General features: G+C 49.5%; 26 protein-coding genes and 1 tRNA gene. 18 read left to right on the top strand and 9 right to left on the bottom strand.

Annotation, left to right across the window (positions count from 1 at the left end; translation table 11 throughout):
- The first annotated feature begins 5 nt into the window (after positions 1 to 5).
- The 15 genes from COV46_03695 to COV46_03625 all read left to right on the top strand — a co-directional run bounded on the left by COV46_03695 (position 6) and on the right by COV46_03625 (position 13,191).
- Positions 6 to 293 (top strand): endonuclease, encoded by a 288-nt coding sequence (locus COV46_03695; GenBank protein ID PIR17582.1) that lies wholly within the window; start codon positions 6 to 8, stop codon positions 291 to 293.
- A gap of 126 nt (positions 294 to 419) precedes the next feature.
- The gene (locus COV46_03690) at positions 420 to 1,538 is read left to right on the top strand and encodes a glycosyl transferase family 1 (protein PIR17581.1); all 1,119 of its coding nucleotides are present in this window, start codon (positions 420 to 422) and stop codon (positions 1,536 to 1,538) included.
- Complete coding sequence (locus tag COV46_03685) at positions 1,507 to 2,484, top strand: hypothetical protein (GenBank protein PIR17580.1); 978 nt, start codon at positions 1,507 to 1,509, stop codon at positions 2,482 to 2,484. The genes COV46_03690 and COV46_03685 overlap by 32 nt, the downstream gene beginning before the upstream one ends.
- 255 nt (positions 2,485 to 2,739) lie before the next feature.
- Positions 2,740 to 3,699 (top strand): hypothetical protein, encoded by a 960-nt coding sequence (locus tag COV46_03680; GenBank protein ID PIR17579.1) that lies wholly within the window; start codon positions 2,740 to 2,742, stop codon positions 3,697 to 3,699.
- 69 nt (positions 3,700 to 3,768) lie between these two features.
- On the top strand, positions 3,769 to 5,130 hold the full coding sequence (locus COV46_03675; protein PIR17578.1) for a hypothetical protein: 1,362 nt from the start codon (positions 3,769 to 3,771) through the stop codon (positions 5,128 to 5,130).
- Positions 5,131 to 5,208: 78 nt separating this feature from the next.
- Positions 5,209 to 5,589, top strand: a complete 381-nt coding sequence (locus COV46_03670; protein ID PIR17577.1) for a hypothetical protein — start codon at positions 5,209 to 5,211, stop codon at positions 5,587 to 5,589.
- Complete coding sequence (locus tag COV46_03665) at positions 5,565 to 6,200, top strand: dephospho-CoA kinase (protein PIR17576.1); 636 nt, start codon at positions 5,565 to 5,567, stop codon at positions 6,198 to 6,200. Before COV46_03670 ends, COV46_03665 begins: the two co-directional genes overlap by 25 nt.
- 624 nt (positions 6,201 to 6,824) lie before the next feature.
- Positions 6,825 to 7,028, top strand: a complete 204-nt coding sequence (thiS, locus tag COV46_03660) for a thiamine biosynthesis protein ThiS (GenBank protein PIR17575.1) — start codon at positions 6,825 to 6,827, stop codon at positions 7,026 to 7,028.
- Between the two features lie 55 nt (positions 7,029 to 7,083).
- A complete protein-coding gene (locus COV46_03655) occupies positions 7,084 to 7,854 on the top strand; it encodes a thiazole synthase (GenBank protein PIR17574.1) in 771 nt (256 codons plus the stop codon).
- A gap of 50 nt (positions 7,855 to 7,904) precedes the next feature.
- A complete protein-coding gene (locus tag COV46_03650; protein PIR17573.1) occupies positions 7,905 to 9,224 on the top strand; it encodes a hypothetical protein in 1,320 nt (439 codons plus the stop codon).
- Between the two features lie 71 nt (positions 9,225 to 9,295).
- Entirely contained in the window at positions 9,296 to 9,511 is a 216-nt protein-coding gene (locus COV46_03645) for a hypothetical protein (protein PIR17572.1), read from the top strand.
- Between the two features lie 6 nt (positions 9,512 to 9,517).
- The gene (locus COV46_03640) at positions 9,518 to 9,964 is read left to right on the top strand and encodes a hypothetical protein (GenBank protein PIR17571.1); all 447 of its coding nucleotides are present in this window, start codon (positions 9,518 to 9,520) and stop codon (positions 9,962 to 9,964) included.
- Positions 9,961 to 10,839 carry a hypothetical protein gene (locus COV46_03635; GenBank protein ID PIR17570.1) on the top strand — a complete coding sequence of 293 codons (879 nt, stop codon included), beginning with the start codon at positions 9,961 to 9,963 and terminating at the stop codon, positions 10,837 to 10,839. Before COV46_03640 ends, COV46_03635 begins: the two co-directional genes overlap by 4 nt.
- A gap of 206 nt (positions 10,840 to 11,045) precedes the next feature.
- Positions 11,046 to 12,683, top strand: a complete 1,638-nt coding sequence (locus COV46_03630) for a peptide chain release factor 3 (GenBank protein ID PIR17569.1) — start codon at positions 11,046 to 11,048, stop codon at positions 12,681 to 12,683.
- Entirely contained in the window at positions 12,646 to 13,191 is a 546-nt protein-coding gene (locus COV46_03625; GenBank protein ID PIR17568.1) for a hypothetical protein, read from the top strand. The genes COV46_03630 and COV46_03625 overlap by 38 nt, the downstream gene beginning before the upstream one ends.
- Positions 13,192 to 13,305: 114 nt before the next feature.
- Here COV46_03625 and COV46_03620 read toward each other — a convergent pair whose 3' ends face one another.
- Together COV46_03620 and COV46_03615 are read right to left on the bottom strand one after the other, a co-directional pair.
- Positions 13,306 to 13,932: a hypothetical protein gene (locus tag COV46_03620; protein PIR17567.1), complete on the bottom strand. Its 627-nt coding sequence runs from the start codon at positions 13,930 to 13,932 to the stop codon at positions 13,306 to 13,308.
- 21 nt (positions 13,933 to 13,953) lie between these two features.
- The gene (locus tag COV46_03615) at positions 13,954 to 14,757 is read right to left on the bottom strand and encodes a hypothetical protein (GenBank protein ID PIR17566.1); all 804 of its coding nucleotides are present in this window, start codon (positions 14,755 to 14,757) and stop codon (positions 13,954 to 13,956) included.
- Between the two features lie 94 nt (positions 14,758 to 14,851).
- Between COV46_03615 and COV46_03610 the strand changes: the two genes are divergently transcribed.
- The gene (locus COV46_03610) at positions 14,852 to 16,120 is read left to right on the top strand and encodes a hypothetical protein (protein PIR17565.1); all 1,269 of its coding nucleotides are present in this window, start codon (positions 14,852 to 14,854) and stop codon (positions 16,118 to 16,120) included.
- An 18-nt stretch (positions 16,121 to 16,138) separates the two neighbouring features.
- Here COV46_03610 and COV46_03605 read toward each other — a convergent pair whose 3' ends face one another.
- Genes COV46_03605 through COV46_03595 form a run of 3 tightly spaced genes read right to left on the bottom strand, consistent with a single transcriptional unit; the run spans position 16,139 to position 21,079 of the window.
- Positions 16,139 to 18,469, bottom strand: a complete 2,331-nt coding sequence (locus tag COV46_03605) for a hypothetical protein (GenBank protein PIR17564.1) — start codon at positions 18,467 to 18,469, stop codon at positions 16,139 to 16,141.
- Between the two features lie 2 nt (positions 18,470 to 18,471).
- The gene (locus COV46_03600; GenBank protein PIR17563.1) at positions 18,472 to 20,238 is read right to left on the bottom strand and encodes a hypothetical protein; all 1,767 of its coding nucleotides are present in this window, start codon (positions 20,236 to 20,238) and stop codon (positions 18,472 to 18,474) included.
- Between the two features lie 52 nt (positions 20,239 to 20,290).
- The gene (locus COV46_03595) at positions 20,291 to 21,079 is read right to left on the bottom strand and encodes a hypothetical protein (protein ID PIR17562.1); all 789 of its coding nucleotides are present in this window, start codon (positions 21,077 to 21,079) and stop codon (positions 20,291 to 20,293) included.
- Between the two features lie 135 nt (positions 21,080 to 21,214).
- Between COV46_03595 and COV46_03590 the strand changes: the two genes are divergently transcribed.
- Positions 21,215 to 21,748: a hypothetical protein gene (locus COV46_03590; GenBank protein PIR17561.1), complete on the top strand. Its 534-nt coding sequence runs from the start codon at positions 21,215 to 21,217 to the stop codon at positions 21,746 to 21,748.
- Between the two features lie 73 nt (positions 21,749 to 21,821).
- Here COV46_03590 and COV46_03585 read toward each other — a convergent pair whose 3' ends face one another.
- Positions 21,822 to 22,031 (bottom strand): hypothetical protein, encoded by a 210-nt coding sequence (locus tag COV46_03585; protein PIR17560.1) that lies wholly within the window; start codon positions 22,029 to 22,031, stop codon positions 21,822 to 21,824.
- Complete coding sequence (locus COV46_03580; GenBank protein PIR17559.1) at positions 22,028 to 22,942, bottom strand: hypothetical protein; 915 nt, start codon at positions 22,940 to 22,942, stop codon at positions 22,028 to 22,030. The genes COV46_03585 and COV46_03580 overlap by 4 nt, the downstream gene beginning before the upstream one ends.
- Positions 22,943 to 23,100: 158 nt before the next feature.
- Between COV46_03580 and COV46_03575 the strand changes: the two genes are divergently transcribed.
- Positions 23,101 to 23,175 (top strand) — tRNA-Gly (locus tag COV46_03575).
- A gap of 69 nt (positions 23,176 to 23,244) precedes the next feature.
- Here the strand turns inward: COV46_03575 and COV46_03570 are convergent.
- Both COV46_03570 and COV46_03565 read right to left on the bottom strand, forming a co-directional pair.
- Complete coding sequence (locus COV46_03570; GenBank protein PIR17558.1) at positions 23,245 to 24,360, bottom strand: hypothetical protein; 1,116 nt, start codon at positions 24,358 to 24,360, stop codon at positions 23,245 to 23,247.
- Positions 24,345 to 24,514: hypothetical protein (locus tag COV46_03565; GenBank protein ID PIR17557.1), on the bottom strand; the 170-nt coding region annotated here is incomplete at its 5' end. The genes COV46_03570 and COV46_03565, both read right to left, overlap by 16 nt.

Genomic DNA, 24,514 nt, shown 5'->3' with positions numbered 1-24,514 from the left:
ATAGAATGTATTATACCTACATTTTAAGCAACAGAAAGAACGGTGTCTTATATATAGGTGTTACATCAAATTTAATAAAACGTGTATATGAACATAAGAATAATTTAGTTGAAGGATTTACCGACAGATACAATGTTCATAGTCTTGTATATTTTGAAGAGCATGAAGATATTAAAGAAGCAATAACAAGAGAGAAACATTTGAAGGCATGGAAAAGAGATTGGAAGGTCAGATTGATTGAGAAAGATAATCCTGACTGGGAAGATTTGTATAAAGGGTTGGTCAACGAATAAATAAGGGAGATTCCTGCCTAAGGCCGCAGGAATGACAAGGATATAAGGGAGATTCCTGCCTAAGGCCGCAGGAATGACAAGGATATAAGGGAGATTCCTGCCTAATGCCGCAGGAATGACAGTTAAATGAAAATAGGCATCGTAACCGAATATTATTATCCTCTCCTCGGCGGGATCACCGAGCATGTCCACCATTTTAGCTTGGAGGCCAAAAGACTTGGGCACGAACCGGTCATCATAACCTCCGATGTCGGACCTGATCCCAGCGTCAAAACCGACGTCCGGATAATAAAGATAGGTAAGAGCCTTCCTATCTATTCAAATGGTTCGATAGCGCGCGTTACGGTCAGTTTTGATCTGGGCAGAAAGGTGAGGAAGATAATAGAACGGGAAAAATTTGATATTCTTCATATCCATTCTCCGTTCGTTCCTACACTGCCGTTCTTCTTTCAGAGATATTCCAACACCATAACAGTGGGCACGTTTCATACACATTTCAGTTCCAGCGGGTTTTTAAGGACGTTCAGACGCCCCATCCAAAAATATTTCGACGGCCTCCATGGCAGGATAGCGGTCTCACATCTGTGCGTGGAGAGCATGAACCGCTATTTCAGGGGAGATTACCGGATCATTCCCAACGGCGTCGATATAAACAAGTTCTATCCGGCGGCGCCCAAGATAGAAAAATATTGCGACGATAAAAAGAACATATTTTACCTTGGAAGGTTGGAACCAAGGAACGGGCTTGATTATCTGATAAAGGCCTTCGTTGAGGTAAGAAAAGCGCGCAGCGATTGCCGGCTCATAATAGGTGGAGATGGGCCGCTAAAACTCTATTATACATCCATGGTCCCGGCTTCGATCGCAGATGATGTCCATTTCTTGGGCCACATCAATGGGGTCAGACCCAATTACTACGCAACCGCCGACATCTTTTGCTTTCCCACGACCAAGGCCTCGTTCGGCATTACTATCCTGGAGGCGATGGCCGCCGGCAAGCCGGTTGTCGCCTTTTCGATGCCGGCATATGAGGCAATGATAACAAGTGGTGTCGATGGTGTTCTTTGCGGCGAGCCGCATCACAAAAACCTTGCAAATGCGCTTAATAAACTATTAGATTCGCCCGAAACACGAAAGAAAATAGGCGAACATGCCCGTGCAAGGGCCGAAGACTTCTCATGGAGCAAGATAGCAAGAGAGGTCGTCTCATATTATGAAGAGCTTCAAAGAAATTCTCAAGAATAGATATATCGCCCAAACGGTAGGTATCGTTATTGGCGTTGTTGCCATCTATTTTTCTTTTAAGAATATTAGCTCCGACGAACTTAGGGCCTCGCTTGCTTCCATTAAACCCCTTTGGCTTGTCCCAATCGTCCTTGCAAACTACGTGGTTTTGGCGCTCAAATCATGGCGATGGCTTGTGATGCTGAAACTTATCAAGAAGATAAGGTTCTGGCTTATGTACAGGGTCGTGAACATAGGCTTCATGGCCAACAATATACTCCCCGCAAGGCTTGGCGAGGCGGTTCGTGTGCACCTTCTTGGAAAAGATGCCGAGGTCAGCAGGTTTACAACCACGGCGAGCCTCGTTTCAGATAAGATAGTAGAGGCGATAAGCTTTTTGCTCTTAGCCGCTTCACTTATCTTGTTCACGAACGTTCCAAAATGGATGCACTACGGCCTTACGATCTCGCTCATTGTTACCGTGGTCCTTTACACTGTGGCGATCATCTACTCAACGCGGGACATAGAACACAAATATCTTAAAAAGTTTCAGGAGGGGATAGCCCCTTTGCGCAACTGGAAGATATTTCTGGAAGGTATCTTCGCCTCGATTCTTTCGTGGCTCATTCAGCTTTCGATGATCTATATGACGCAGGTGGCCTTTGGAGTCGTGTTGCCGTTCTGGAGCTCGCTACTTGTGCTGATAGCCGTAAACCTGGCCATAGTTGTACCTTCTGCGCCCGCACAGCTCGGTACTTTTGAACTTGCCTGCGTGCTTGCTTATACATCTATGGGGCTGGACAAGGAGACGGCGCTTGTGATAGGCGCCACATATCATTTGATGCAGATAATTCCTATCACGCTGACCGGTGGTCTATTTGCGATATCGAGCCAGTTCAAGTTCTCTAGGAAGGGCTCCTCTTTGGAAGAGGTGAAGGCCCCTGCCACATCTTATTCGGGAAGATAAGCAGAAGAAGATATGACGCCAGAATGACACGCCAGATACCGTGCGGTATCAGGAACATCAGCCTTCGAGTGCGATAGATAACGTTCATCTGCCGAACTCGCTACCACATAACCGCCAAGTTCTGCAAACCATTTTTACATTCCACGACGTTAAAGATATTTGTTGCGATGCTACGGGGAGCTTAGCATTGCGAAAATTCCTTGCGGTTTTGGAGCTTATAGGTAGAATACACGCCACAAAACGGGAGGAGATATAATGTTAGACATTATAAGAAAGAAATCGGCGGATTGGGGAGTAAAGGTAATATTCGGCATCATCATCATAGTGTTCGTATTCTTCTTCGGATACAGCCGAATGTCGCAGCGTGACAAAGGAGCGAGGGGCGGAACGGTCGTGGCAAGGGTCAACGGCGAGATCATAACGAGGCCCAAGTTCCAGCTCGCCTACGATAACACCTACAAGATGTATCAGAACATATTCAAAGGGAAAGAGGGAGAGCCCCTCCCCGAAGGGATCCAAAAGAGCGTTACCGCAACAACTATAAACCAGCTCATCCAGCAGTCGATCGTGGACCAGCTTGGCAATAAGATAGGCGTGGGTCCTACAGACATGGAACTTGCCGAGGCGATCAAAAATTCCCCGGCCGCCAAAGATGAGAACGGTCAGTTCGATCCGTATATGTACAAACGCCGTTTCCTGCCGTACTTCTCGCAAAAATATAATATGGACTATGAGAATCTTCTTAAAGAAGAGATCATCATTCAGAACGTGCAGAGCGTCTTTAAGACCGAAGAAAAGGCCCCTTTCGCAAAGCCGCTCTTCGATATGAGCAACACAAAGTGGACCTTCGACGTTACCGAATTCGACAACGAAGACCTTGCCAAGGCCGGGAAACAGGGAAAAACCAAAAAGGTGGGCCCCGTTTCCATTTCAGAACGCAGCCAGATAATCCCTTCGGATATTGACGTTGAGGTCTGGGACAAGATATTTACCTTAAGGACCGAGAAGGGGGCTCCAGCCGCTCCAGTTCAGGCAGGTGAAAAGTGGTATGTGGTGAGGCCTCTAAAGATAGACCTTCCTCAGGAAGCCCAGTGGCAGAAGGACGGCGAGACATTTCAAAAGACGGTCGCAACGCAGAACGGCCAGGAGTTCTTCCAATTGTGGATATCCTCTCTCATGAAGGACGCCAAGATCCATAGATATATAGAGGAATAATCTTTGGGGTCAGGCTTGACTTCTTGACTTTAAGCTAAAGTCAAGAAGTCAAGCCTGACCCCGATCTATATGTTAGAGAAAATCATACACGAAGCCGGCGGCGAGATCTATGAGGTCGGCGGAAGTGTGCGCGATGAGCTTCTTGGCCATCCCAAAAAGGACAGCGACTATCTGGTCACCGGCATCCCGCTTGAAAAGCTTTCGCAGATCTTAAGGCCATTCGGCACGGTAACGTTCGTAGGCAAGTCGTTTGGCGTCCTGAAGTTCTCTCCGTTCAATGAGAAGGGTGTCATTCACGACATCGCTATCCCGAGAAAAGAGGTCTCAACAGGTGGCGGCCACCGCGATTTTGACGTAAGCTACGATCATACGCTTCCCGTCTTTGTGGACCTCTCTCGCAGGGATTTTACGATCAACGCGATGGCCAAAGACCTCCGTACCGGAGAAATAATAGACCCGTTCGGCGGCAAGGACGACATTAAAAGAAAGACGTTACGTCAGGTCTTTAAAGAGGCCTTCAAGGAGGACCCGTTAAGGCTCCTTCGTGCGATCCAGTTCGCCGCGCGCTTCGATCTTAAGATAGATCCGGAAACGCTCGCCTCGATGGAGGCGAACGCCGAGCTTATAAAGACGGTTTCGGGTGAACGCATCATCGATGAGATAAGAAAGCTCTTTCTGGCCGAAAGGCCGTCTCGCGGTTTTGAGCTGATGGACAGGACGGGCGTCCTCCCTTTTGTCTTTCCGGAAATATCGGCATGTAAGGGCATTAAGCAGGATAAGGGTCACGATGTATACGAACATACGATGATAGTGCTCGATGCAGCGGCAAGCGACCATCTGATACAGCACAGGGGAGATCTTGAACTGATGCTTGCGGCGATCTTTCATGATGTCGGCAAGGCAAAGACCGCCCGTTTTGTGCCCGAGCAGAAGCGCGTGGCCTTTTTCGGCCATCAGATAGTCTCCAAGAGGATAGCGAAGAAGAGGATGGATGCGCTGAAGGTAACTGTAATAGGCGTGAACCCCGAAAATGTCCTTACTCTCATAGAGAACCACATGTTCGAGACCAAGTCGTTCTACTCCGACAAGGCGATAAGGCGCTTTGTGGCGAAGACAGGCAAAGACCTTATAATGAAACTTGTCGATATGCGTATCGCCGATAACAGGGGCGGAAAATATCCGGCCGGTGTCGGCGGGGTCCTGAAACTCAAGAAAAGGATCATAGAAGAGCTGGAAAAGAAACCGCCTTTCGGTCCCAAGGACCTTGCCATGAACGGCCACGATCTTATGGAAATGGGAATAAAGTCTGGTCCTTTGATGGGGAAGGTGATAAAAGGGCTCATGGAGCTGGTCCTGGACGACCCCGGACTCAATACAAAGGAACAACTGTCGGCACTGGCGAAAAATTTATACAAAGAACTGTCATCCTGAGTGAAGCGAAGGATCCCCCGTAAGTTGGTTCGGGAGATTCTTCGCTAACGCCCAGAATGACGTGCGATCGGATAAATTATGAAAAATAAGAAAAATAAGAAAGGCCGCAAGGCGAAAATAGCCAGCAAAGCCAGCAATGCAAGCAAGGCCAGTAAAGGCAAAGAGTGGGGGGTGAACGATTTTGTAGATTCCGTATGGGGCACGATGCAGGAACAGGCCGAGAGGAACAAACATCTGAAGATGCTTCACGCCAAGCTTGAGCCCGAATGGAACAAGGTGGTCCAATCGGTCTCTCAAATGCTCGAGGCTTCGAACGATGCCGAGGTCACGAAACATGTCGAAGAGGTCTGTGCCCACGGTGAACGCGCCGTAAGGCCGCTTATCGATATCGTCCTTAAATTAAAGTCGGCTGTTGAACTGTTCAACAAGAAGTCATGCGACAAAACCCCAAACGAATAAAACTGATCGGCCTTACCGGAGGCATTGCAACCGGTAAATCCCTTACTGCCAAGGCATTCCACAGGCTTGGTGTGCCAACCGTCGACACCGACACGATAGCACACGAGCTCTTAAAGAAGGGGAGGCTTGAATATTATAGAACCGTTGCACTATTTGGGCGGAGGATCTTGGGAGATAAGGGCGAGATCGACAGAAATAAACTTGCTAGGATCGTTTTTGCAAAAGGGGCCGCGGCCGCATATTTAAGAAAGAGACTTGAGAGCATCCTTCACCCGGCAATTTGGAAAGCAGTCTTATCCTTCGAGCAAGCCCACCGGAGGCGGCCGAGTGGAGAGGTCATAAGGCATAAGTGCAAATTTATGGTGGTCGAAGTTCCGCTCCTTTTTGAGACCGGCTGGGACAAAAAGGTAGATGTAAAGATCGTTGTCGCCTGCTCCAAAAAAGCCATGTATGACAGGTGCAAGAAACGTTTCAGGAACAGGATATGCACCCAGTGGCCCCTTGCAAAAAAGATACCCCTCGCCGACTACATCATCGACTCCTCCGGCCCTAAACACTTAACTTTTCCTCAGGTCAAAAGGCTTTTTGACCTGCTTTCGAACCAGTCATAATACCCGTTCCGCGACATTAATAATTATGGTCTTAGGGAAGATGCCGTTTGTTCGGCCAAGCTTGACCGCTCGCCTTCTCGGCCAAAAAACATGTGCGGCTTTGGTGTTTTATATCCCGCTCACCCTGAGCCTGTCGAAGGGTGAAGTTTAAATTGACCGCTGAATTTTGGCGTTTTCACTGCGACGAGCTCGCTCAAACGCCAAAATTAAAAGCCGCTTACATGTTTTTTGACCTCGTACGGCTCGCGGTCACTCCTCCTCATCCTCAAAAAAAACGGATTCGTCGGAGGCGCCATTGTCCTCACAACCGGCATCTCCCCTAAGACCTTATCAACCAATGATGACTTCACTCAAGGATCGGCAGGTGTGTTTTCAGGAGCGGGTGAGGTGTGAAAGCGACGTCGCGGAGGGCACGGCATCGGCAGCCAACTCAATAAACGCCGTGACCGAGCGCCGAGGTGCCGGTTTCGCGGCGTTTGAGCGAAACCGAACACCGGTCGCTTGAATACCTCACCCGCTCCTGAAAACACAGTCGCGGAACGGGTATTATGTCAAGGCAGTGGTACAAATGCCTGCCTTTCCAACCGTTGACAAAGGCCGTTCAATCTGATAGCAAACGGACCCATGTCGCATATAATCGTTAATGGTGAAAGGCGGGAATTGGAAGGGTTGGAACTTCTGACTGACCTCCTCACAAAATTAAAACTCAACCAAACCTACCTTGCGGTGGCAATAAACGATAGGGTTATCCCTCGCTCCGAGCATCCTTTGACCAGGGTCAGAGAAGGCGACAGGATAGAGGTTATACATGCGGTTGGAGGAGGATGAGCTTTAGCCAGCAATGCCAGCAAAGTCACAGGCCAGCAAAGTATGGGGATACATTATGACATACAAAATAGCAGACAAGACGTTCAATTCGCGGCTGATGGTGGGAACGGGCAAATATGCCAATTTTGAGCAGATGCAACGTGCGCTTGAAATAAGCGGCACCGAGATAGTAACCGTGGCTATAAGACGCGTGAAGCTAAACGGTGCACCGGAAGAGAATCTCTTCAATTATCTCGACCGAAAGAAACACTGGCTCCTCCCGAACACCGCCGGTTGCTACAATGTAAAAGATGCCCTGCTTACTGCCGGGCTCGCCCGTGAGGCGCTTGGCACGAATTGGGTCAAAATAGAGGTCCTCGGTAACGAAAAGACACTTTTTCCAGACAATGAAGGTACTCTTGAGGCCGCAAGGTCTCTTGTTAAGGACGGTTTTGTGGTCCTTCCCTATTGCAGCGATGACCCCATAGTTTGCAAGAAACTTGAAGACGCAGGATGCGCCGTGGTCATGCCGCTTGCCGCGCCTATAGGGAGCGGGATGGGCGTTAGAAACCCCACTAACCTTCAGATAATCTTAGAGACCGTTAAGGTTCCGGTGATAGTAGACGCAGGCGTTGGCTGTGCCTCGGACGCAGCCATAGCGATGGAGCTTGGTTGTACGGCGGTCCTTATGAACACGGGCATTGCCGGGGCAAATGATCCCGTGAAGATGGCGCAGGCCATGAGATATGCCATAGAAGCCGGCAGGCTTTCGTTTGAGGCAGGGAGAATCCCCAGAAAACTTTATGCAACCGCATCGAGCCCTTTGGATGGGATAATTGGAAAATAGTCGCCCATGGTTCGACAGGCTCACCATGAGCGATTCTATTAGGAGAATTCATGACAACACAAATGCGCGAGGCCCGAAGGGGCGTTATCACAAAAGAGATGGAATCCGTTGCCAGGACAGAAAGGCTTTCTCCTGAATTTGTAAGAGGTGAGATAGCAAAGGGCCAACTTATCATCCCCGCGAACGTCAATCACAAGAACCTAAGACCTATCGGTATCGGTGTTGCAACGACCTGCAAGATAAACGCCAACATCGGCAATTCATCCCTTAAGTCGGACATTAAAGAGGAGCTCAAAAAGCTCGATACCGCCATCAAATACGGAGCAGACGCGGTGATGGACCTTTCAACAGGGACCGAAATAAACGATATCCGCGCCGCCGTTATAGAACATTCTACCGCACCGGTCGGCACGGTCCCTATATATCAGGCGATAGAGCTTGTGGAGAATGTCGAGGATCTGACGCTCGACCAGATGTTCGGCGTGATAGAGGAACAGGCTCGCCAGGGGGTGGATTTCATGACGGTCCACGCAGGGCTCCTGCGAAAACACATTCCCCTTGCCTGCAAGCGCACAACCGGGATCGTCAGCAGGGGCGGCTCCCTCATGGGGAAATGGATGATGAAGAACGAAAAAGAGAACCCGTTCTACGAACATTATGACCGCCTTCTCGATATATGTGAAAAGTACGATGTTTCCTTGAGCCTTGGGGACGGCCTTCGTCCCGGCTCGCTTGCCGACGCCTCGGATGCCGCACAGTTCGCAGAGCTCGCAACGCTTGGCGAGCTCACCAAAAAGGCATGGGCGCGCGACGTTCAGGTGATGATCGAAGGGCCCGGCCACATTCCGTTCAATGAAATAGAGATGAACGTTAAGAAGGAGATAGAACTTTGCCACGGTGCCCCGTTCTACGTTCTGGGCCCTGTTATCACCGATATAGCTGCCGGTTATGATCATATTGCAAGCGCCATTGGCGCCACAATGGCTGCTTATCACGGGGTTTCAATGCTCTGCTATGTGACTCCAAAGGAGCACTTGGGACTTCCTGAAGAGGATGATGTGAGGCAGGGTGTCATTGCTCACAAAATAGCCGCCCATGCCGCGGATGTGGCAAGAGGGCGCAAGGGAGCACGCGACCGCGACGACGCCATGGCAAGGGCCCGCTACGAGTTCAACTGGACTAAACAGTTCGAGCTTGCCCTAGACCCAGACCGTGCCCGCGAGTACCACAAACAATCTAATCCGGATAATAATGGTTCACAAATAACGAGTCACGAGTCACGAGTCACGAGCCACTGCAGCATGTGCGGGCCCAAATATTGCGCGATGAAAACGTCGAAGGAGACTCTGGACATTGACAGGACGAAGTGATATTGAGAACTTCTGATTTCATTTTTTAACAAGGGGGTAATAATATGTCAGACAAATGTCACTGCGGCTGCATGTTCACATGGTTCTCGGGCCTTTTTGCGGCACCGGCCATCGCGCACATCATCCGCATAATCGCGGGTTGGGACGTTATCATTAACGGTCAGATGTTCGCAATGAAGACAAGCTGGATGGTCTTTATACTTTGCGGTCTTCTCTCCATCATTTTTGCGCTGATCGCTTGCAAAATGAACAAGGGAAGCTCCGCGCAGGCCCCGTCCTGCTGCTGATAAAATATGCGCCAACTCTGGATGACATTGCAGGAACGCCAGCTGGTATTTCTTCTTCGCTGGTGGGCGGGTCTGTTCACCGCCGCGGGCATATGTTTCGCCATCTTTCCTTCGCAGATCATCTACTGGCTCAACACGATAGGCCATTCGATATTCGGCTGGCCGTACAAGAATCTCCCCGAGCCCGTTGAACACTTCTGGCAGGTCCTTGCGGTCGCTCTCCTGGCCGTCCTTACCTATGCGGCCTTTTCTGCCCAGAGCGAGATCCGTCAGAACCTGAAAGATGTCCGCATCATAATCATTTCAAAGGTCGTTACAACACTGGGGTTCTTGATAGCGTTCATCTATTCGGGCCAATATTTCGCGTACCTCTCCGGCATGATAATTGACGGCGTCATACTTTTCATGACATGGTTCCTTTATAGAAGGACGGTTGTAAGTCTTGGCTTATGACAAAAGATTATTACAGCCTTATGCAGGATCTCCTGGTCATCTTAATGAAGACCAAACCTGTTTCTGACCTTGTCGCCAGATGTACCGCCATCTATCAGCGTCTTAACGACGTCATCAAGACCGATGACGAGTTCGGAATGGACCCGGAGCTTCTGGATATGGTGCGGCCCGTGTTCGAATTTCTTTATGAGGACTGGTTCCGTGTTGAGGTAAAGGACGTAAAGAACATACCGCTCAGGGGACCGGCTTTTGTGGTCTCCAATCATTCAGGCATGCTCCCATATGACGCGGTTATGCTCAATATGGCGGTCTATAACAGGCATCCAAAGAGAAGAAACATCCGTTTTCTGGTCGCCGACTTTGTCGATAATTTTCCGGTCATCAGCCATTTCATCCAGCGCGCAGGAGGTGTCAAGGCGAGCCCGGAGAATGCGGCGAAGCTTCTAAGAAAGGGTGAGGTCGTCTGCGCTTTTCCGGAAGGGACCAGAGGAATAGGAAAGCTCTACTCTGAAAGGTATAAGCTTCAGGACTTTGGCAAGGGCGGCGTTGTTAAGCTTGCCAGAAAGACTGGTGTTCCCGTCATACCCTGTGCGATAGTCGGCGCCGAGGATATCCATCCGATACTCTGGAAGTTCGAAGATCTCGGCAAAAAGATAGGCCTTCCCTTCTTTCCGGTGACGCCGACATTCCCTCTGTTCGGTCTCGTCGGGCTTATTCCGTTCCCCAGCAAGTGGGTGATAAAGTTCGGAAAGCCTATCTATTACAAGAGGTCCAAAAAGTCTGTTGAAACATTAACGCGCGAGCTTAAGGGAGAGGTCCAGAAACTTATCGATATGGAGCTGATTCGGCGTAAATATCCGACATCATCCCATTAATTGTCCGTACGAGTGTTTGCCATGGACCCACAAGACGGACTCATTTGAAGGAGATTGAGCGGTTTTGGATAAGTAATGTGGAGATGGTGTGTTTCTACGCCGGCAGTTATTTCTAACTCGCTCTTTTTTGATCATTTAGTGCGCTTAGCAAGTTCTAACTTTCCCATTGACTTGAACCCATGCATGAGCGAGATGAAGCTACACCCATGGACACTATCGATGAATTAGCGCGCTTGGAGATAGGGCGCCGCAAGACATTCGCAATCATTTCGCATCCGGATGCCGGCAAGACGACCGTGACCGAAAAACTGCTTCTTTTCGGCAACGCCATCCAGATGGCGGGGACCGTTAAGGCAAAGCGCTCCGAGCAGTTCGCCACCTCCGACTGGATGGAGATAGAAAAACAGCGCGGCATCTCGGTGACATCCTCCGTCATGCAGTTCTCCTACGATGACCACGAGATCAACCTTCTTGACACCCCGGGCCACGCCGACTTCAGCGAGGACACCTACCGTGTGCTTACCGCGGTCGACAGCGCCCTCATGGTGATCGACTCCGCAAAAGGTATAGAGACCCAGACGAAAAAACTTTTTCAGGTCTGTCGCGACCGTCACATGCCCATCATGACCCTCATGAACAAGATGGACCGCGAGGGGCGCGATCCCTTCGAGCTTCTCGGCGAGATAGAGACCCAGCTTCACCTCTCCTGCGCCGTCATGACATGGCCCATCGGTCAGGGGAGCGACTTTAAAGGTGTCTACGACCTGATGAACAAATGCGTTCGCCTTATCAGGCCCAATATAAAGGAACTCCGGCAAGATGCCGAGGAAAGGCTCATTGAAAATCTCGACGACCCGAGACTTTTGGAGGCGATAGGAGAACGCCTGCTGGCCAAGTTAAAAGAGGACCTGGAACTGGTGCAGGGGGCAGGGCAGGAATTCAAAAGAGACGATTATCTCGCTGGGAAGCTCTCTCCGGTATTCTTCAGCTCGGCCATCAAAAACTTCGGCATCAGAGAAATCCTCGACTCGTTCATCAGCTACGCGCCCGCGCCTCTGCAACGTCCAGCCGAAACGAGGGTAGTTGACGCATTTGAGCCCAATTTCACCGGGCTCATTTTTAAGATACAGGCCAATATGGACCCCAAGCACCGAGACCGCGTGGCTTTCCTCCGGATATGTTCCGGAGAGTTCGTTCAGGGAATGGGCGTTTATCACGTTCGTTCGGGCCGCGAGTTCAAGATAAAGAACGCGCTTCAATTCATGTCGCAAAAAAGGAGCAATGTGGACCGCGCCTATGCAGGGGACATCATCGGCATTCACGACCGCGGTAGTCTGATGATAGGCGATGCTATAACTACCGGCGAGAAGCTAAAATTCACCGGTATCCCGCAGTTCTCGCCGGACCTCTTTAGTCAGGTCACGCTGAAGAATCCCATAAAGATAAAACAGCTCCAAAAGGGTCTGGAACAACTTGCCGAAGAGGGGAGTTCCCAGCTTTTTTTCCGCAAACATAATTCAGACAAGATAATAGGTGTTGTCGGACAGCTTCAGTTCGAGGTGGTGAAGTTTCGACTCCTGCATGAATACGGGGCCGACGCCAACTTTTACCCGATGCCTTACACCTATTCCCGCTGGTATCGTTCTTCTGACCGCAAGAAACAGACGGCGTTCGAGAGCTACTATCACGATCACATTGTTTATGACGTGCGTGATTATCCCATGATGCTCTTCAAGAGCGAATGGGAGCTTAACTATATCCAGGGTAAGCACCCCGACATGATCTTCTATTCGAGCCTCATAAACTATGAAAAGGGTGGTCAGCAGGGTATTTTCTTGCCCTAGAAAGTCATTTTTTACCCAGACAACAGCGACCCCTGAACATGCGGCAGACGATGCGGATGGCCACGCGGTCTATGATTACGCGTTCATCGGCTACGCCACCTTCGGGCATATCGCAGACAAGATAGGCAGAAGGTCGGTGTACACTTTGTTCTCCATTATCATGGCGGCTGGGCTTTTAATGGTAACCGTTTTCTTTGGCGCCTTTGTCTCGATGCCGCATCTGATACTTATCTGCATGTTCATGGTAGGGTGGGGAACAGGGATGTTCGGCGGATATGGACCTCTATTTTCCGAGATATTCCCGACGCATATCAGGGGCACGGCCATGGGAACGGCGTTCAATCTGGCAAGAGGGGTCCAATTCTTCACTCCCATCATCATTACGATGGTGGCCGCGCATTACGGCCTTGCCGGAGGCATTTCTCTCGCGGCGTTCTTCGCGCTACTGACGGGCATCTGGGTATGGACGTTGCCGGAGACCAATGGCAAGCGTCTGGTGGCGGATTGATTACGACTGGAGCGCCACGAAGAATATCATGGCGACCATGCAGAGCAGGAATCCGACTATAAGTATCTTGTGATGTCTTTTTAGGATCATAGTTTCGGCAAAATACCAAAATCATCAGAAGATGACAAGCCTAAAGGTCGAAGCCATCCCCTTTATGACCATTTCGGCGGATATGGCCGCTATAAAAAGTCCGGTGACCCGCGTTACAACCTCTATTCCTGTGGTGCCAATATAACGGGCAAGTGTATTTCCGGTCTTTAACATGATGTATAGAATAATCCCGACAAGGAAGGCGACCCCTATAAGCACAAGCATGTCTGTTACCGGGTGAGCCCCTGTCCCAAAAAGGATGGCTCCGTTTATGGCGCCCGGGCCGGCCAGAAGAGGGAGTGCAAGCGGCACAATTCCAAATGAAGGTTTGAGCTCACCGCCTCCGGAGAACTCTTTCATCGCTCCGCTTGGACCGAGCGTCATCTTGACGGCTATAAGAAACAATATGATGCCGCCACCTATCTGGAACGCGCCGGTAGTGATACTAAACACCTGCAAGATCATTCTTCCAAAAAGAAGGGACGATACAAGTATCACAATTACCGAAAGACAGGTGATGCGAAGGATGCTGTTCCTTAGCTCCGGTGTCGCGGTCCCCGTAGCGGAGATGAAGACCGGCATCCCTTCGAACGGATTGACCAGCATGAGCAGAGTTACAAATGCCTTGATGTAATACCCTATGTCTTCCATGATAGATCGTCTCCATGTTATTTAAGGCGAAAAATTGTAGGATAGGTCGAGTCCACCATAGACCTGTACAGGGTAGCGTGTGGCATTCCTGAACTTTTGCTGAAAGTATGCCGTGACATAGGCGTTCGGCTTTATCACAAGGCCTTTAATGGGCTTCCATGGAATAGCAATAGAGTAGGTAAAATAGTCGAAGGTGGTTTCGGATATGTTGAATTCCGCCTTGTTACGGCGGGAATTGTCGAACCCGACAAGGCCGGAACTGTTTATCCCGAAATTCATTGGAAGTTCTTCCGTGAATCCGAGTCCCATCTCTGAACGCAGCGCCCACGGCGTTGGGTGGGTATAGAACTGTGCGTTAATGAACACATTGAACGGCTTAAAAAAATAAGAGAGGTAGAGAGAAGGAAGAACGTCGGAGTATGAAGAATAGTCGAGTGAAAATTTGTTGTCGGTAGGGTAGAGAAAAACGGTAAAATAGGGGTGGATGTTGAAATTGTGAAAATTAATGTCGTAGTAGGCCGTCAGGTCCACCTCGTTAAAGGTTCCCCTGTCGGCCTTGTCCTCCATAACAAGATTCCCCCACACGTTAAAACCGATCCCTTTCCATTCAATATTGGCGGACGGTTGCCAGACCCATCCTTCGCTGTCGGCGATCCCAAAGGAAACGTATCGAGAGCGAAAGTTCGAGCTGAAACTAAGAGATACCTCCTTGGCGAGGCTTTCGGTCTTGCTATGCTCCGGGTTCTCGGCTTGCGCCGGACCGGCGGAGCAAAATAGAGCGACCAAAACGCAACAAATGACTATGACGGTCATTTTCGGCTTCATATAGATGAATCTTTATACTATTTTTAAATTTAGGACAACTTATTCTTGTCAAAGAGGTCAGAAAGGTTTACTGTGCAGAAAAAAAAGGGGTATTATGAAGAGACATTTACCGTTTGCGTTGTCGGTTGTTCTTATGTTGTCGCTTAATTTCTACGGATGCGGTTCGAGCGGTTCGAGTTCGCTCGAACCAAACCCAGACGCGGCGGAATATGCCGATTTTGGAGCAACGCTCAGCAACACTTTTCCGGCCGGGCTCAAGGCCGGAGGCGCCAATGCTGACATAGCGGCTGCCTTGGGAAAAGAGCTTTCCGGGACATGTCTTGCCAGCTATACGGACTGTCCCGATATTACCGCAGCAAACGGCGGTGACAGCGCAGCAGGCGAAATACTGATGAGATTATGGGGGCTTGATTATAATGACGCATGTACAGAGGCTTTGATAGCCGATGGCACCTGTTTTAACTGCGTAGATTGTGACACCGGTTCGGTCGGAACAACAAATTTCATTATACCTACAATGTTGGCAAGTCCCACGACCTGTGACAGTACTTCCACCACTGCGGGAAGATACGTGAATATGGGTGTCGACCCATGCTTCTTTGACGCCATGATAGGGCAGATAAACAACATAGCTACATGCAAGACGGTTGCGGGAGGCGCAGTGAGCCTTGCATCGGCCGTTCCATGGTACGCTTCTTGGGGTCTCCCTGAAACGGTCAATTTCTCCAGCTATTATTCCAGAGGTAGCGGAGGCGGCATCTGGTGGACCGTTAACAATGGTGCGGCGGGAGACCAGCAATATTTCCTCTCGCTCGATTCGGACTGGTTATATTCAGGAATAAAGGATCCGGCTACAGATAAGTTCATGTTCTTTGGCACCGGTTCACCCGCTTACTACAGCGGTCGTGGCGAAGGTTCGGGGGTCAATATATCCGCCTATGCAGGAACGCTTTCGACCATTCCCGCCCAGTTCGAGGCGATGCAGGTGAGGGTGCAGGATGAGAAATATATCGAAAGAATAACTTCGAACGAGACTTATATATGGTATCAGTCATGGTCAGGAACCTCTTTTCCTGCGGCTCCAAGCGAAGTTGCCACAAAAAAAGATAGCCCGAGCATGAACCGCTGCGTCCTTATAGGCGATAAGGTCGTGAGCTCCAAATATGTACCGCTTGCACAATGCACGGCTTCGTTCGCCACCACATTCGGCATAGCCGATAGCGTGACAGCGCTGAACGCCAACGATAATTACACACTGAAAGTGATAGACGGCGAAACAGCGAGCGCGATAAGCTTTACGACATCGCTTACGCCAAGTGTGACGTCATCTTCGTGCCTTGAAGAGACTCCGGTTGGTGAATAATATCAGGATCTTAAGCGATCAATACCTCTGATGCCATTCGACGAAGGTTGCGACCGAGGTGGTGCCGTCGTAGTTGTTCTTGTCGAACGATGTGCGAACTATCCATCCTTTGCCCAGCCTGCGTCTGATGCCGACGCCTTTCTTTCCCTCGCCGCTTGAACCTACAGAGAGCGAGGTCTTGTCGTCCAGTCTTATCCTTGCGGTTATCTGTTTGGTGGCGGGGTCGTAGATGATCGATTGTATCGGAGTGGAGGCGAGGATGATGAACGTGGTGAACGCCATTGCCTTGTTGGCCGTGGCGGCCCGCATGTTGCCCACCGAGCCCGACATCTCTGAATCGAGCTCGTCGTACGGTTCTCCGTAAAGAAGCACGGAGACGATATCTTCCTCCGAAAGCGGCGGGTTCGATTCGAACCAGATGGTGGGGCGGCTAAGCAGCCCCACCATCTTTATTATTATCTCGTATTCGCTTGCCTTGAGCGATATTTCGGCCGAGACAGTGCTCTGTTCCGCAGGCTGTTTAATATCGAAGTTTATCTTTTTGATACGAGCTTCGCTCCTGAACAGCTTGAGCGTAAAATTATTAATGTTCACCTTTCCTGTGAATCCTTCTTTGTCCCCCCTGATATTTATCCCTATGGGCACCGGCTCCTTGGCCATATTGGAGCTGATCTTAACGGGGCTTTCCTCAGGGGTGAGCACGGAAAGAAGGTAATCGACCGGAAGCTCTTTTTCAGGCTTCTTATCTTCAGGCGACTCTTTGATCCGTTTGTCCGGCGCAAGCTGCGGCAGACTTGCCAGCTGAATGTCGGGAAGGGGAAATTCCACCTTTGTCAGCACAAGTTCCATCTCCACCTTGCTTGCCGAAAGGTCCTTTCCGTCAAGCCTGAAGGTCGCCTTTCCGGTGGCGTCGAGATAGATCTTTTCCTGCGGTCCCTCAAGCCTTGTTGTGAGGGTCATGGGGAAATAGCTCAACTCCTCGAAAGAGGGTATCTCGCCCCTGATGCCTATGTCTACCTCGCCCGCCATGATATTGAAAGGGGCGGGGATGGAGAAGGGGGAATTTTCCAGGATGTCAACGAGCCTTGCGAACTGCAATATCTTGAAATCAAGGTCGCTTTTGCCGCTTATCTTCATGCTCTTTGGCAGGTCGTCCATTGTTCCGTCGAGAGCTATGTTAAGATAACCGCTTGTCTTAACCATGCCGCTCTGTGAGGAGGCGATGTTGAGCTCAACGTTGCCCTTTGTGGAATGCCCCAGCTCCGGCAAGAAAAATGTGTCGAGTGCGGCCTTTAGGGTGAGATCCACAATGTCAGGCGGGTGGTATACGGTCTCAACTTCGTCGGGCAACTCTATCTTTTTAATGAAGAGGCGGACGGGGCAATCGAACTTAAGACGCCCGTCGTTCTTTGAGGCCCGGACCATGTCAAGCGTTAGCTGGCATTTGTTGATCGTTGCACGGTTGACAAGTAGCGAACTGTCCTTTGCGTCCAGTGCAAGGTCGGCAAGTATCGAACCGGTCGCTACGTGCCCCGATAACTTGAGGAGCGCGGTGAGAGTCTTTCGATCGAACTTAAGGTCTGATGAATAGGTGACCCTTTTATCCGCTCCCTGTTCGATATTAAAGACGGCCGAAACGTTACCGGCCTCGTTGCTCTTTATATCGGCATGGCCGTTTATCTTTGCGTCAATAATCTTAAATCTGCTCTCGCTCTTTGCATCGAAAGAAAGTTTTAACGCGACCCGTTCGGGTATCTTTTCTATATCTGCATCGATGTGAAGGTTTTCAAGCATCTCTAAGTTCATACGGGCCTTTAGTTCGCCGTTGGGGAGTTTTACCAGAAGGCTTCTTATATCGACCGATACCGGCATTATCTCTGCATTGCTTAAAATGCGGGGGAGAACGAGCTCGGGTATCGTGAACTTGCTGGTGTCGAGCTTCTTTTCGAGCTTTGTTTCGTTCCCGGCTACCTTAACAACCACCTCGCCGCCTTCAAGCCTCACTGGCCCGACCTCAACAAGGCTTGGAACGATCGATTGGAATCTGTATCTAAACCCAAAAAGCGCCAGCGTAAAACAGGCGCTGTCAAGTTCCGGGCCTTTCTCTACACAGAGGTCCGTGAACGATAATTCGATCTTCTTATCCAAAAGACCCGCTGAAGAGGTTTCCACCTGCAGTTCTTTCCAATTGATATCGACACCGAAGACCTTTACATATCGCGCGGCCTTGGCGATAAAATAACCGTTAAAGACCATTTGCGGTGCGATCAATATCGTTCCTAAAAGGGCGATAATAAACAGGAAGGGGATAAACACAAAAAGCCATATCTTTTTACTTTTCTTCTTCATATCTAAAATTCCTGTCCGTAGCTCAAAAAGAACTGCCAGTGCGAAGCCGGGTCGTTCGCCGGGTCATCGTTCTTTATCATGAATCCGTGCGAGATGGTCGTTCTAAAGACGCCTATCATCGAAAAGAGCCTAAGTCCCGCGCCGGGCGACCAATACGCTGGATAATCAAAGTTCATCGAATCGACGCCCAAAATGCCAATGTCCGCAAAGGCTATTGGTTCCAGCTTTGCCGGGAGGACATTAGAGAGCCTTACTTCAAAACTGGTGAACGCCGAGGTGAGGGCGCCGGTATAAGTTATCGGAAGTTGCAGCCTGTGAAAGCCCCTTAGGTCCGCGTCTCCGCCCAGATAGAAGAGAAATTCGGGCGGGAGATTGCCGAAGTTGGGGTCGCTGCGTCTTGCTATGGTCGTGCCTATCATACCTTTAACACCGACAATGAGCAGGGGCGGGTCGAGGTCGCTCACGTTCCACAGCCACTGGCCGTAGAGCTGCATCGTCTGCGCCGAGACGTCCGAAAGGACATATTTGCTGTTGAACTTTCCGCTTGCGGTAAGGATGAAGCCGCTTCGCGGGTCGTAGTTAAATACCTCGTAATCGTGGCTTGCAACATCGAGTTCCACATAGCCCGAAAGATAGCGCGTGAAGTCGCGGTTGGCCCCTTTATACGTTTTAAAGAAGCTCAGCTGCGGGCCTATGTTCAGCTCGACACCTATCGACTGGTTGTCCCATTTGTAATTGGGATAGACGTTGAAACCGGCCTGAAGGTAGTTGAACTTTGTTTCGTTCCTTCGCTCGAAAAAGACGCTGGGGGCAAGGTTCCACCTGGTCGGCGCTTTGAAAGCGTACCAGTGAAGAGTGGTGTTCAATTTCTGCAATCTATAGGATGCGGTGGCGGTGACATTTACGGACGATCCCCTGTTGTCGAGGCGGGTGTGCTTCCACGACACCTTTCCTTTTATATATTCTTCGGTGTCGGCGCCTATGCCAAAGATGACAAGATGAGGTTTTCCGATGCTCACTTTCTGTTCTACCTCTACGCCGTCGGGCGTGCAATTATCTATAAAATAGGCGTTCTGGGCAATGCCGTCCTCTTCTATTCTTCGCGTTGTCAGGTCCAATAACTGCTGATAAAAAGGTCTGCCCGTTTCGAACGCGTCGAAACGCCTGAATGCCGCGGCGTCCATCTCTTTTAGCTCCGGTTCCTTTACCGGCGGCATGTTCAGGAACTTTCCGGAATCTATCTTGAGCAATATCCGCCCCGAATAGGCCTCTGCCGAGACATCCACCTTATTGCAGGGGTAGCCTATATCCCTAAGCTCTGAAGCGGTCCAGTCGTTCAACGTAGAAAGCAGGGAGGGGGTTAGGGGTTTGTTCTTTATCTTCCTTTTGCGGCTCATTACGAGCCCCTTGGGATGGTCCCCTTCGATCACAATCTCCTTCACTCTTGTCCGTTTGCCCGGGGCTATTATTATCTTTTTCCCCTCTTTCCTGAAATCGGGATAATTAAAGCCCCTTGCCTGCAAAAAGTTCTTTAAATTGTATCGTGCCTGAGACTCGGGTATATTCTGCCATGCCCCAACGTTGGGGTCTCCGCAGATGAGATGCATCTCGTTTCCGTTGAAGGTTATCGGGGCTTCGCTTTCGATGTAGTAATTTCCGCAGATAGGGCGCTCCCTAAGGAGCTTTGCGCGGTCATATTTTCCGGCTAAACTTGTAGAACAAAAAAGGAAGATAAAAGAGGTTATGGCTAATAATATCTTTTTGGACATGAGCGGTAACTTACAAAATTGATAGCTAATATTGGCAGAACGCGCAATCGATTTATTGTGAAAATGACGAAAGCAGGGCGGCCGCCAGTTCCTTCGGGGCCTCAAGCGGGGCCATGTGCCCCACGCCGTTTAAGACGTGAAGTTCTGAGCCGGCAATATTCTTGTGGAGCCACTTTGTATTTTCGGCAGGAACAAGTCCGTCTTCGTTACCCGCAACTAAAAGGACCGGCACGTTGATATCTTTTAAGTTATCGAAGGAGTCAAAGGATTCGCATGCCGCGAGCTGCCGAAGATAGGCGTGCAGCGGCTGAGGATTTGTGTCGGTCATCCTGAGCTTAATATATTCATCGAGCGGATGGGCCTTTCTGAAACTATTGCCGAACATCGATTCGTAGACCTGTTTTAAGAGCGCGTTAGATATCTCGGTGGAGCGAAGCATTGAAAGCATCTCTTCCGCCACCGGAGAAGGCCTCCTAAAAGATGGTGTGGTGGAGACGAGGCACATTTTACCAACGATGTCGCGATCGAGGTGAAAAAGCTCCATTGCCGCCATGCCGCCCATGGAAAAACCAAGAACGCCTATCTTTTCGTATCCCAGATGTTCTATTAATTGAGATGTTTCATAGGCGACATCTGCGAGGGTGAACGGCGTGTCCGGTTTATCGCTTTGGCCGACGCATCGCATGTCGTAATTTATGACTGTGAAAGACCCTTTAAGGGATTCGGCAAGGGGCTGCATGGTCCTTGTGTCGCAGCCGAGCCCGTTCAAAAGGATGAGAGGCTCTCCTTTGCCCGCTATCTCGTAATAAAGGTTGAGTTCGCCGGTCTTGTAAAGTGTCATACGTCGGCTATTTTACAGGATACTCCTTGCAACAGTCAAGACCGAACAAGCCCATGCCCGACGCTTAAAATAATTTATATTTGCAAGGGGTCTCGCCTCTGTGTATAAACCGTATATAAAGGAGAATAAAAAACTATGACGAACACCAATGAAAGAGCCTTAAAGATGCTAAAGACCGCCCTTGATATGGAAGAGAAGGGGAGAGTCTTCTATGAAAAGGCCGCAAGGACCTGCAGCAACACCTTCGGCCGCGATATGTTCGCGACCCTCATTCAGGACGAGATCGCACATACGCAAAGGATAAAGAAGATATTCGCGGGTATCGAGGCGAACAAGAGCTGGACAGATGAATGGAAACAGTTCGAGGGCCACAAGGGCAACCTGACCGAGATGTTCTACAAGTTCACCGAAAAGAACGGCAAGATGATAAAGGCCGATACAAAGGATATTGAGGCCTTGGACATAGCTCTCGATATGGAAGAGAAGTCGATCAGCTTCTACGATGGATATTTAAAGGACGCCAAGGATCCCATCGAGCGCGCATTTATCGAAAAGATGGTGGTGGAAGAGCGGAGCCACTTTACCATTTTAAAGGACACCAAGTTCTATCTTACGAATCCTGTGGGGTGGTTCAACGAGCACGAAAAGAGCTCATTTGACGCGGGATAAGGATGGCGTGTCATTGCGAGGAGCAATGCGGCGCGGGCTAGTGGGATGTCATTGCGAGCGAAAGCGAAGCAATCTAGATCGTAAGTAACAACTGTTCGCCGGCTTTTTTATCAAGGCCGGCGTTCTTTTTTCTGCGGTCGTATGAAGGAACAAGAAGGCCGTGGGCCCACCAGCGCTGGCCGCACCTGCGGCAGTAGCGCTGAGAGTTGAGCCTCATTTCGACCCGAACGCTCTTACAGCGCGGGCATTTTTTGTGGCATTTTTTGTTGCTCGACGGTTTCATTTCTTTTCGGTTATATCTTCCACCATTTTAACGGCGCCGATAATATTACCTTCGCTGTTCTTTAACAGTGATGAGATCACATGGTAGTTCATTATCTTCCCTTTTACAGGCGTTTGTGTAACCGCCTCGTGCACCTGCCCATCTACAAGAGACTTGCAAGTGGGGCAGTAGGAGCATATCTCGTTCCTTGGGGGTTCGTTAAAGGCCTTATAGCATATAGGCTTTTGCCCAACATCAATTTTAGGGAACCATTCACGCATCTTTTTATTTAAAGAGAGTATCTCCATTTTTGGGCTTATTATGGATATTCCTATTCCAATATGTTCGACCACATTTTTGTATCTCTCCTCGGAAAGCGCCAGCTCTTTCGTTCTCTCTTCTACCATTTCCTCTAGTCTTTCCTTGAATCTCTCGCTCTCAAGGTGCATTCGCATGACCTTTATGCCGAAAACGACATCTTTATGGAGCTCCATAAAGACATCCAGGTCCTCGGCCTTAAATGCCTGAGGGTTGTTGGAATAGACGTTAAGGACGCCGGCTAGGTCTCTTTCCACTTTAAGAGGAAAGGAGACAGAGGCGGCATAGCCGAAGCTCTTCATTTCGGAAAGCCATGCGGGGTAGCGTCTTCCCGGGCGCGACGTGTTCACGCTTATCTTGTTCTCCCGGACGGCGCTGCCTGTGGGCCCGCGGTCGTTCTCTATCTTTTTCCAGACATTCTCGATGAGCAGGTTATAATTTTCGCCAAGGCCAACATGGCCTATGGACACGATGTTCTTCTTATCGTCCTTTCCCAAAAGGCCTATCCATGCGGCAGAATAGCCCCCGGTATTGACGATGTGGTGGCAGATATCATGGAGCATGTCTATCTTGTTCTCCGAACGCATGATCACCTGCCTGCATTCGTTGAGCATCTCAAGCCTTGTGTTAGAACGCTCCAGGGTCCTTTTGGTTACCTTTCGTTTCTATAGATGGCTTTTTACCATAGATCTTAGGATAGACAAACAGAAAAGACATTGTTAAAAAAACAGTTGAAAAGATTCGCGAAATGTATATACAGGGTGCCTCTATTGCAGGAGTAGCTCAGTGGTAGAGCGTCACGTTGCCAACGTGAAAGTCGCGAGTTCGACCCTCGTCTCCTGCTCCAAAGATAACGGGCACTTACAGTTTATGTGAGTGCCTGTTTTTGTTTGCGGGGTCAATTTGGGGGCATTTTTTAGGCGGTGGCGGCTTGCTTCGTAAAGTCGACCTTGATGACGTTCTCTTCCGCTGTGAAGCTCACAACGTCCGTCTTATCCATCAAAAAGGTCTTCGATAAGTGAGTGTAGCGTTGGGTCATTTTCAGGCTACTATGGCCCAATATAGCCTGCAATTTGAAAACGTTTCCGTCATTCATCATGTAATGGCTTGCAAATGTATGCCTCATATCATGAATGCGAATCCGTTTTACGCCGCTCTCTTTTAGATCGTTGTAGAAGCAACGTTGACGTAAATTATTAGGGTCGATCACTGTGCCACTCCATGTGATTACCAATTCGTCATTTCGGTGGCCTTTCTGGGCTTTTTCCAGCACAGGCGTTAGAGCTGAATTGATCGGGACATGCCGCACCTTATGACTCTTGGTCGTATTCTTGACCTTTCTCACATGGCCACTAAACGTTTTACTTATAGCGATCAAGCCATTGTCAAAATCAACATCCGACCATCTTAAGGCCAAGAGTTCGCCAAGTCGCGCTCCTGTGTTCAGGGCTAGTGCGTAAAATACATAGGTGGAGTGTTGTGCCGTGTGTTCATATTTCTTTTTTACATATTCCAAAAAAAGACGAACTTCTTGACCGCTCCAAAAGTCGAAAGGCTTTGTGTCCATCCTTAGTTTATCTACCACCGATGCTGGATTGAAATAAATCGCGCGCCGCTTGTGATAGTAGCTAAAAATGGCTTTGATCACATCAATATTTCTATTGATCGTCGAATTGCTTAGCCTTTTTTTCTGCTTCAAAAAATGGATCCAGTTCTCTAGGTGGCGTGGTTGAATGCTACAAAGCCGAAGGTTGCCGATATGAGGCAGGATGTTCTGCTTCAACATGTTTTTATCCATGTAAACACTACTCGGCTCTTTCCTTATCTCGGCATGTTTGGTGATCCATTCATCGGCGGCCTTCTGGAATGTGAAGCTTACAGCCTCAAAACCAGAGTCGCTCTCTTTTACTTCCTGTTGAAACGATTTGGCATCGTGATATCTTGAAAAACTCCTGCACGCTTTTAACCCGTTTTGATTCCAGCGAACACGATACACTGTTCCTTTGTCTCGTTTCCTTATTTCAATTGACATCCATTCCCTCCATTTTCCAGCCACAACCGGATGTCAGAGAAATTAAAACGGACAAGACGTCCCGCCTTCAAATAAGGGATCTGGCGTTTATAAACCCAGTCCCGTATTGTTCCGGCAGATACGTCGAGATATTTCGAGAGGCTTTTTATCGACA

The organism is Deltaproteobacteria bacterium CG11_big_fil_rev_8_21_14_0_20_49_13 (genome assembly GCA_002796305.1).
Classification (GTDB): Bacteria; UBA10199; UBA10199.
The sequence above is the reverse complement of the archived record's forward strand: the minus strand, read 5'-3'. Positions and strand labels throughout refer to the sequence as shown.

Bases quoted from the DNA above. Each gene is read 5' to 3' on its own strand.
- COV46_03685 (PIR17580.1), top strand. From the start codon at position 1,507: ATGAAGAGCTTCAAAGAAATTCTCAAGAATAGATATATCGCCCAAACG.
- COV46_03695 (PIR17582.1), top strand. From the start codon at position 6: ATGTATTATACCTACATTTTAAGCAACAGAAAGAACGGTGTCTTATAT.
- COV46_03625 (PIR17568.1), top strand. From the start codon at position 12,646: ATGAAAAGGGTGGTCAGCAGGGTATTTTCTTGCCCTAGAAAGTCATTT.
- COV46_03655 (PIR17574.1), top strand. From the start codon at position 7,084: ATGACATACAAAATAGCAGACAAGACGTTCAATTCGCGGCTGATGGTG.
- COV46_03620 (PIR17567.1), bottom strand. From the start codon at position 13,932: ATGGAAGACATAGGGTATTACATCAAGGCATTTGTAACTCTGCTCATG.
- COV46_03605 (PIR17564.1), bottom strand. From the start codon at position 18,469: ATGAAGAAGAAAAGTAAAAAGATATGGCTTTTTGTGTTTATCCCCTTC.
- COV46_03595 (PIR17562.1), bottom strand. From the start codon at position 21,079: ATGACACTTTACAAGACCGGCGAACTCAACCTTTATTACGAGATAGCG.
- COV46_03650 (PIR17573.1), top strand. From the start codon at position 7,905: ATGACAACACAAATGCGCGAGGCCCGAAGGGGCGTTATCACAAAAGAG.
- COV46_03600 (PIR17563.1), bottom strand. From the start codon at position 20,238: ATGTCCAAAAAGATATTATTAGCCATAACCTCTTTTATCTTCCTTTTT.
- COV46_03690 (PIR17581.1), top strand. From the start codon at position 420: ATGAAAATAGGCATCGTAACCGAATATTATTATCCTCTCCTCGGCGGG.
- COV46_03665 (PIR17576.1), top strand. From the start codon at position 5,565: ATGCGACAAAACCCCAAACGAATAAAACTGATCGGCCTTACCGGAGGC.
- COV46_03680 (PIR17579.1), top strand. From the start codon at position 2,740: ATGTTAGACATTATAAGAAAGAAATCGGCGGATTGGGGAGTAAAGGTA.
- COV46_03615 (PIR17566.1), bottom strand. From the start codon at position 14,757: ATGAAGCCGAAAATGACCGTCATAGTCATTTGTTGCGTTTTGGTCGCT.
- COV46_03675 (PIR17578.1), top strand. From the start codon at position 3,769: ATGTTAGAGAAAATCATACACGAAGCCGGCGGCGAGATCTATGAGGTC.
- COV46_03635 (PIR17570.1), top strand. From the start codon at position 9,961: ATGACAAAAGATTATTACAGCCTTATGCAGGATCTCCTGGTCATCTTA.
- COV46_03580 (PIR17559.1), bottom strand. From the start codon at position 22,942: ATGCTCAACGAATGCAGGCAGGTGATCATGCGTTCGGAGAACAAGATA.
- COV46_03610 (PIR17565.1), top strand. From the start codon at position 14,852: ATGAAGAGACATTTACCGTTTGCGTTGTCGGTTGTTCTTATGTTGTCG.
- COV46_03585 (PIR17560.1), bottom strand. From the start codon at position 22,031: ATGAAACCGTCGAGCAACAAAAAATGCCACAAAAAATGCCCGCGCTGT.
- COV46_03630 (PIR17569.1), top strand. From the start codon at position 11,046: ATGGACACTATCGATGAATTAGCGCGCTTGGAGATAGGGCGCCGCAAG.
- COV46_03590 (PIR17561.1), top strand. From the start codon at position 21,215: ATGACGAACACCAATGAAAGAGCCTTAAAGATGCTAAAGACCGCCCTT.
- COV46_03570 (PIR17558.1), bottom strand. From the start codon at position 24,360: ATGTCAATTGAAATAAGGAAACGAGACAAAGGAACAGTGTATCGTGTT.
- COV46_03670 (PIR17577.1), top strand. From the start codon at position 5,209: ATGAAAAATAAGAAAAATAAGAAAGGCCGCAAGGCGAAAATAGCCAGC.
- thiS (PIR17575.1), top strand. From the start codon at position 6,825: ATGTCGCATATAATCGTTAATGGTGAAAGGCGGGAATTGGAAGGGTTG.
- COV46_03645 (PIR17572.1), top strand. From the start codon at position 9,296: ATGTTCACATGGTTCTCGGGCCTTTTTGCGGCACCGGCCATCGCGCAC.
- COV46_03640 (PIR17571.1), top strand. From the start codon at position 9,518: ATGCGCCAACTCTGGATGACATTGCAGGAACGCCAGCTGGTATTTCTT.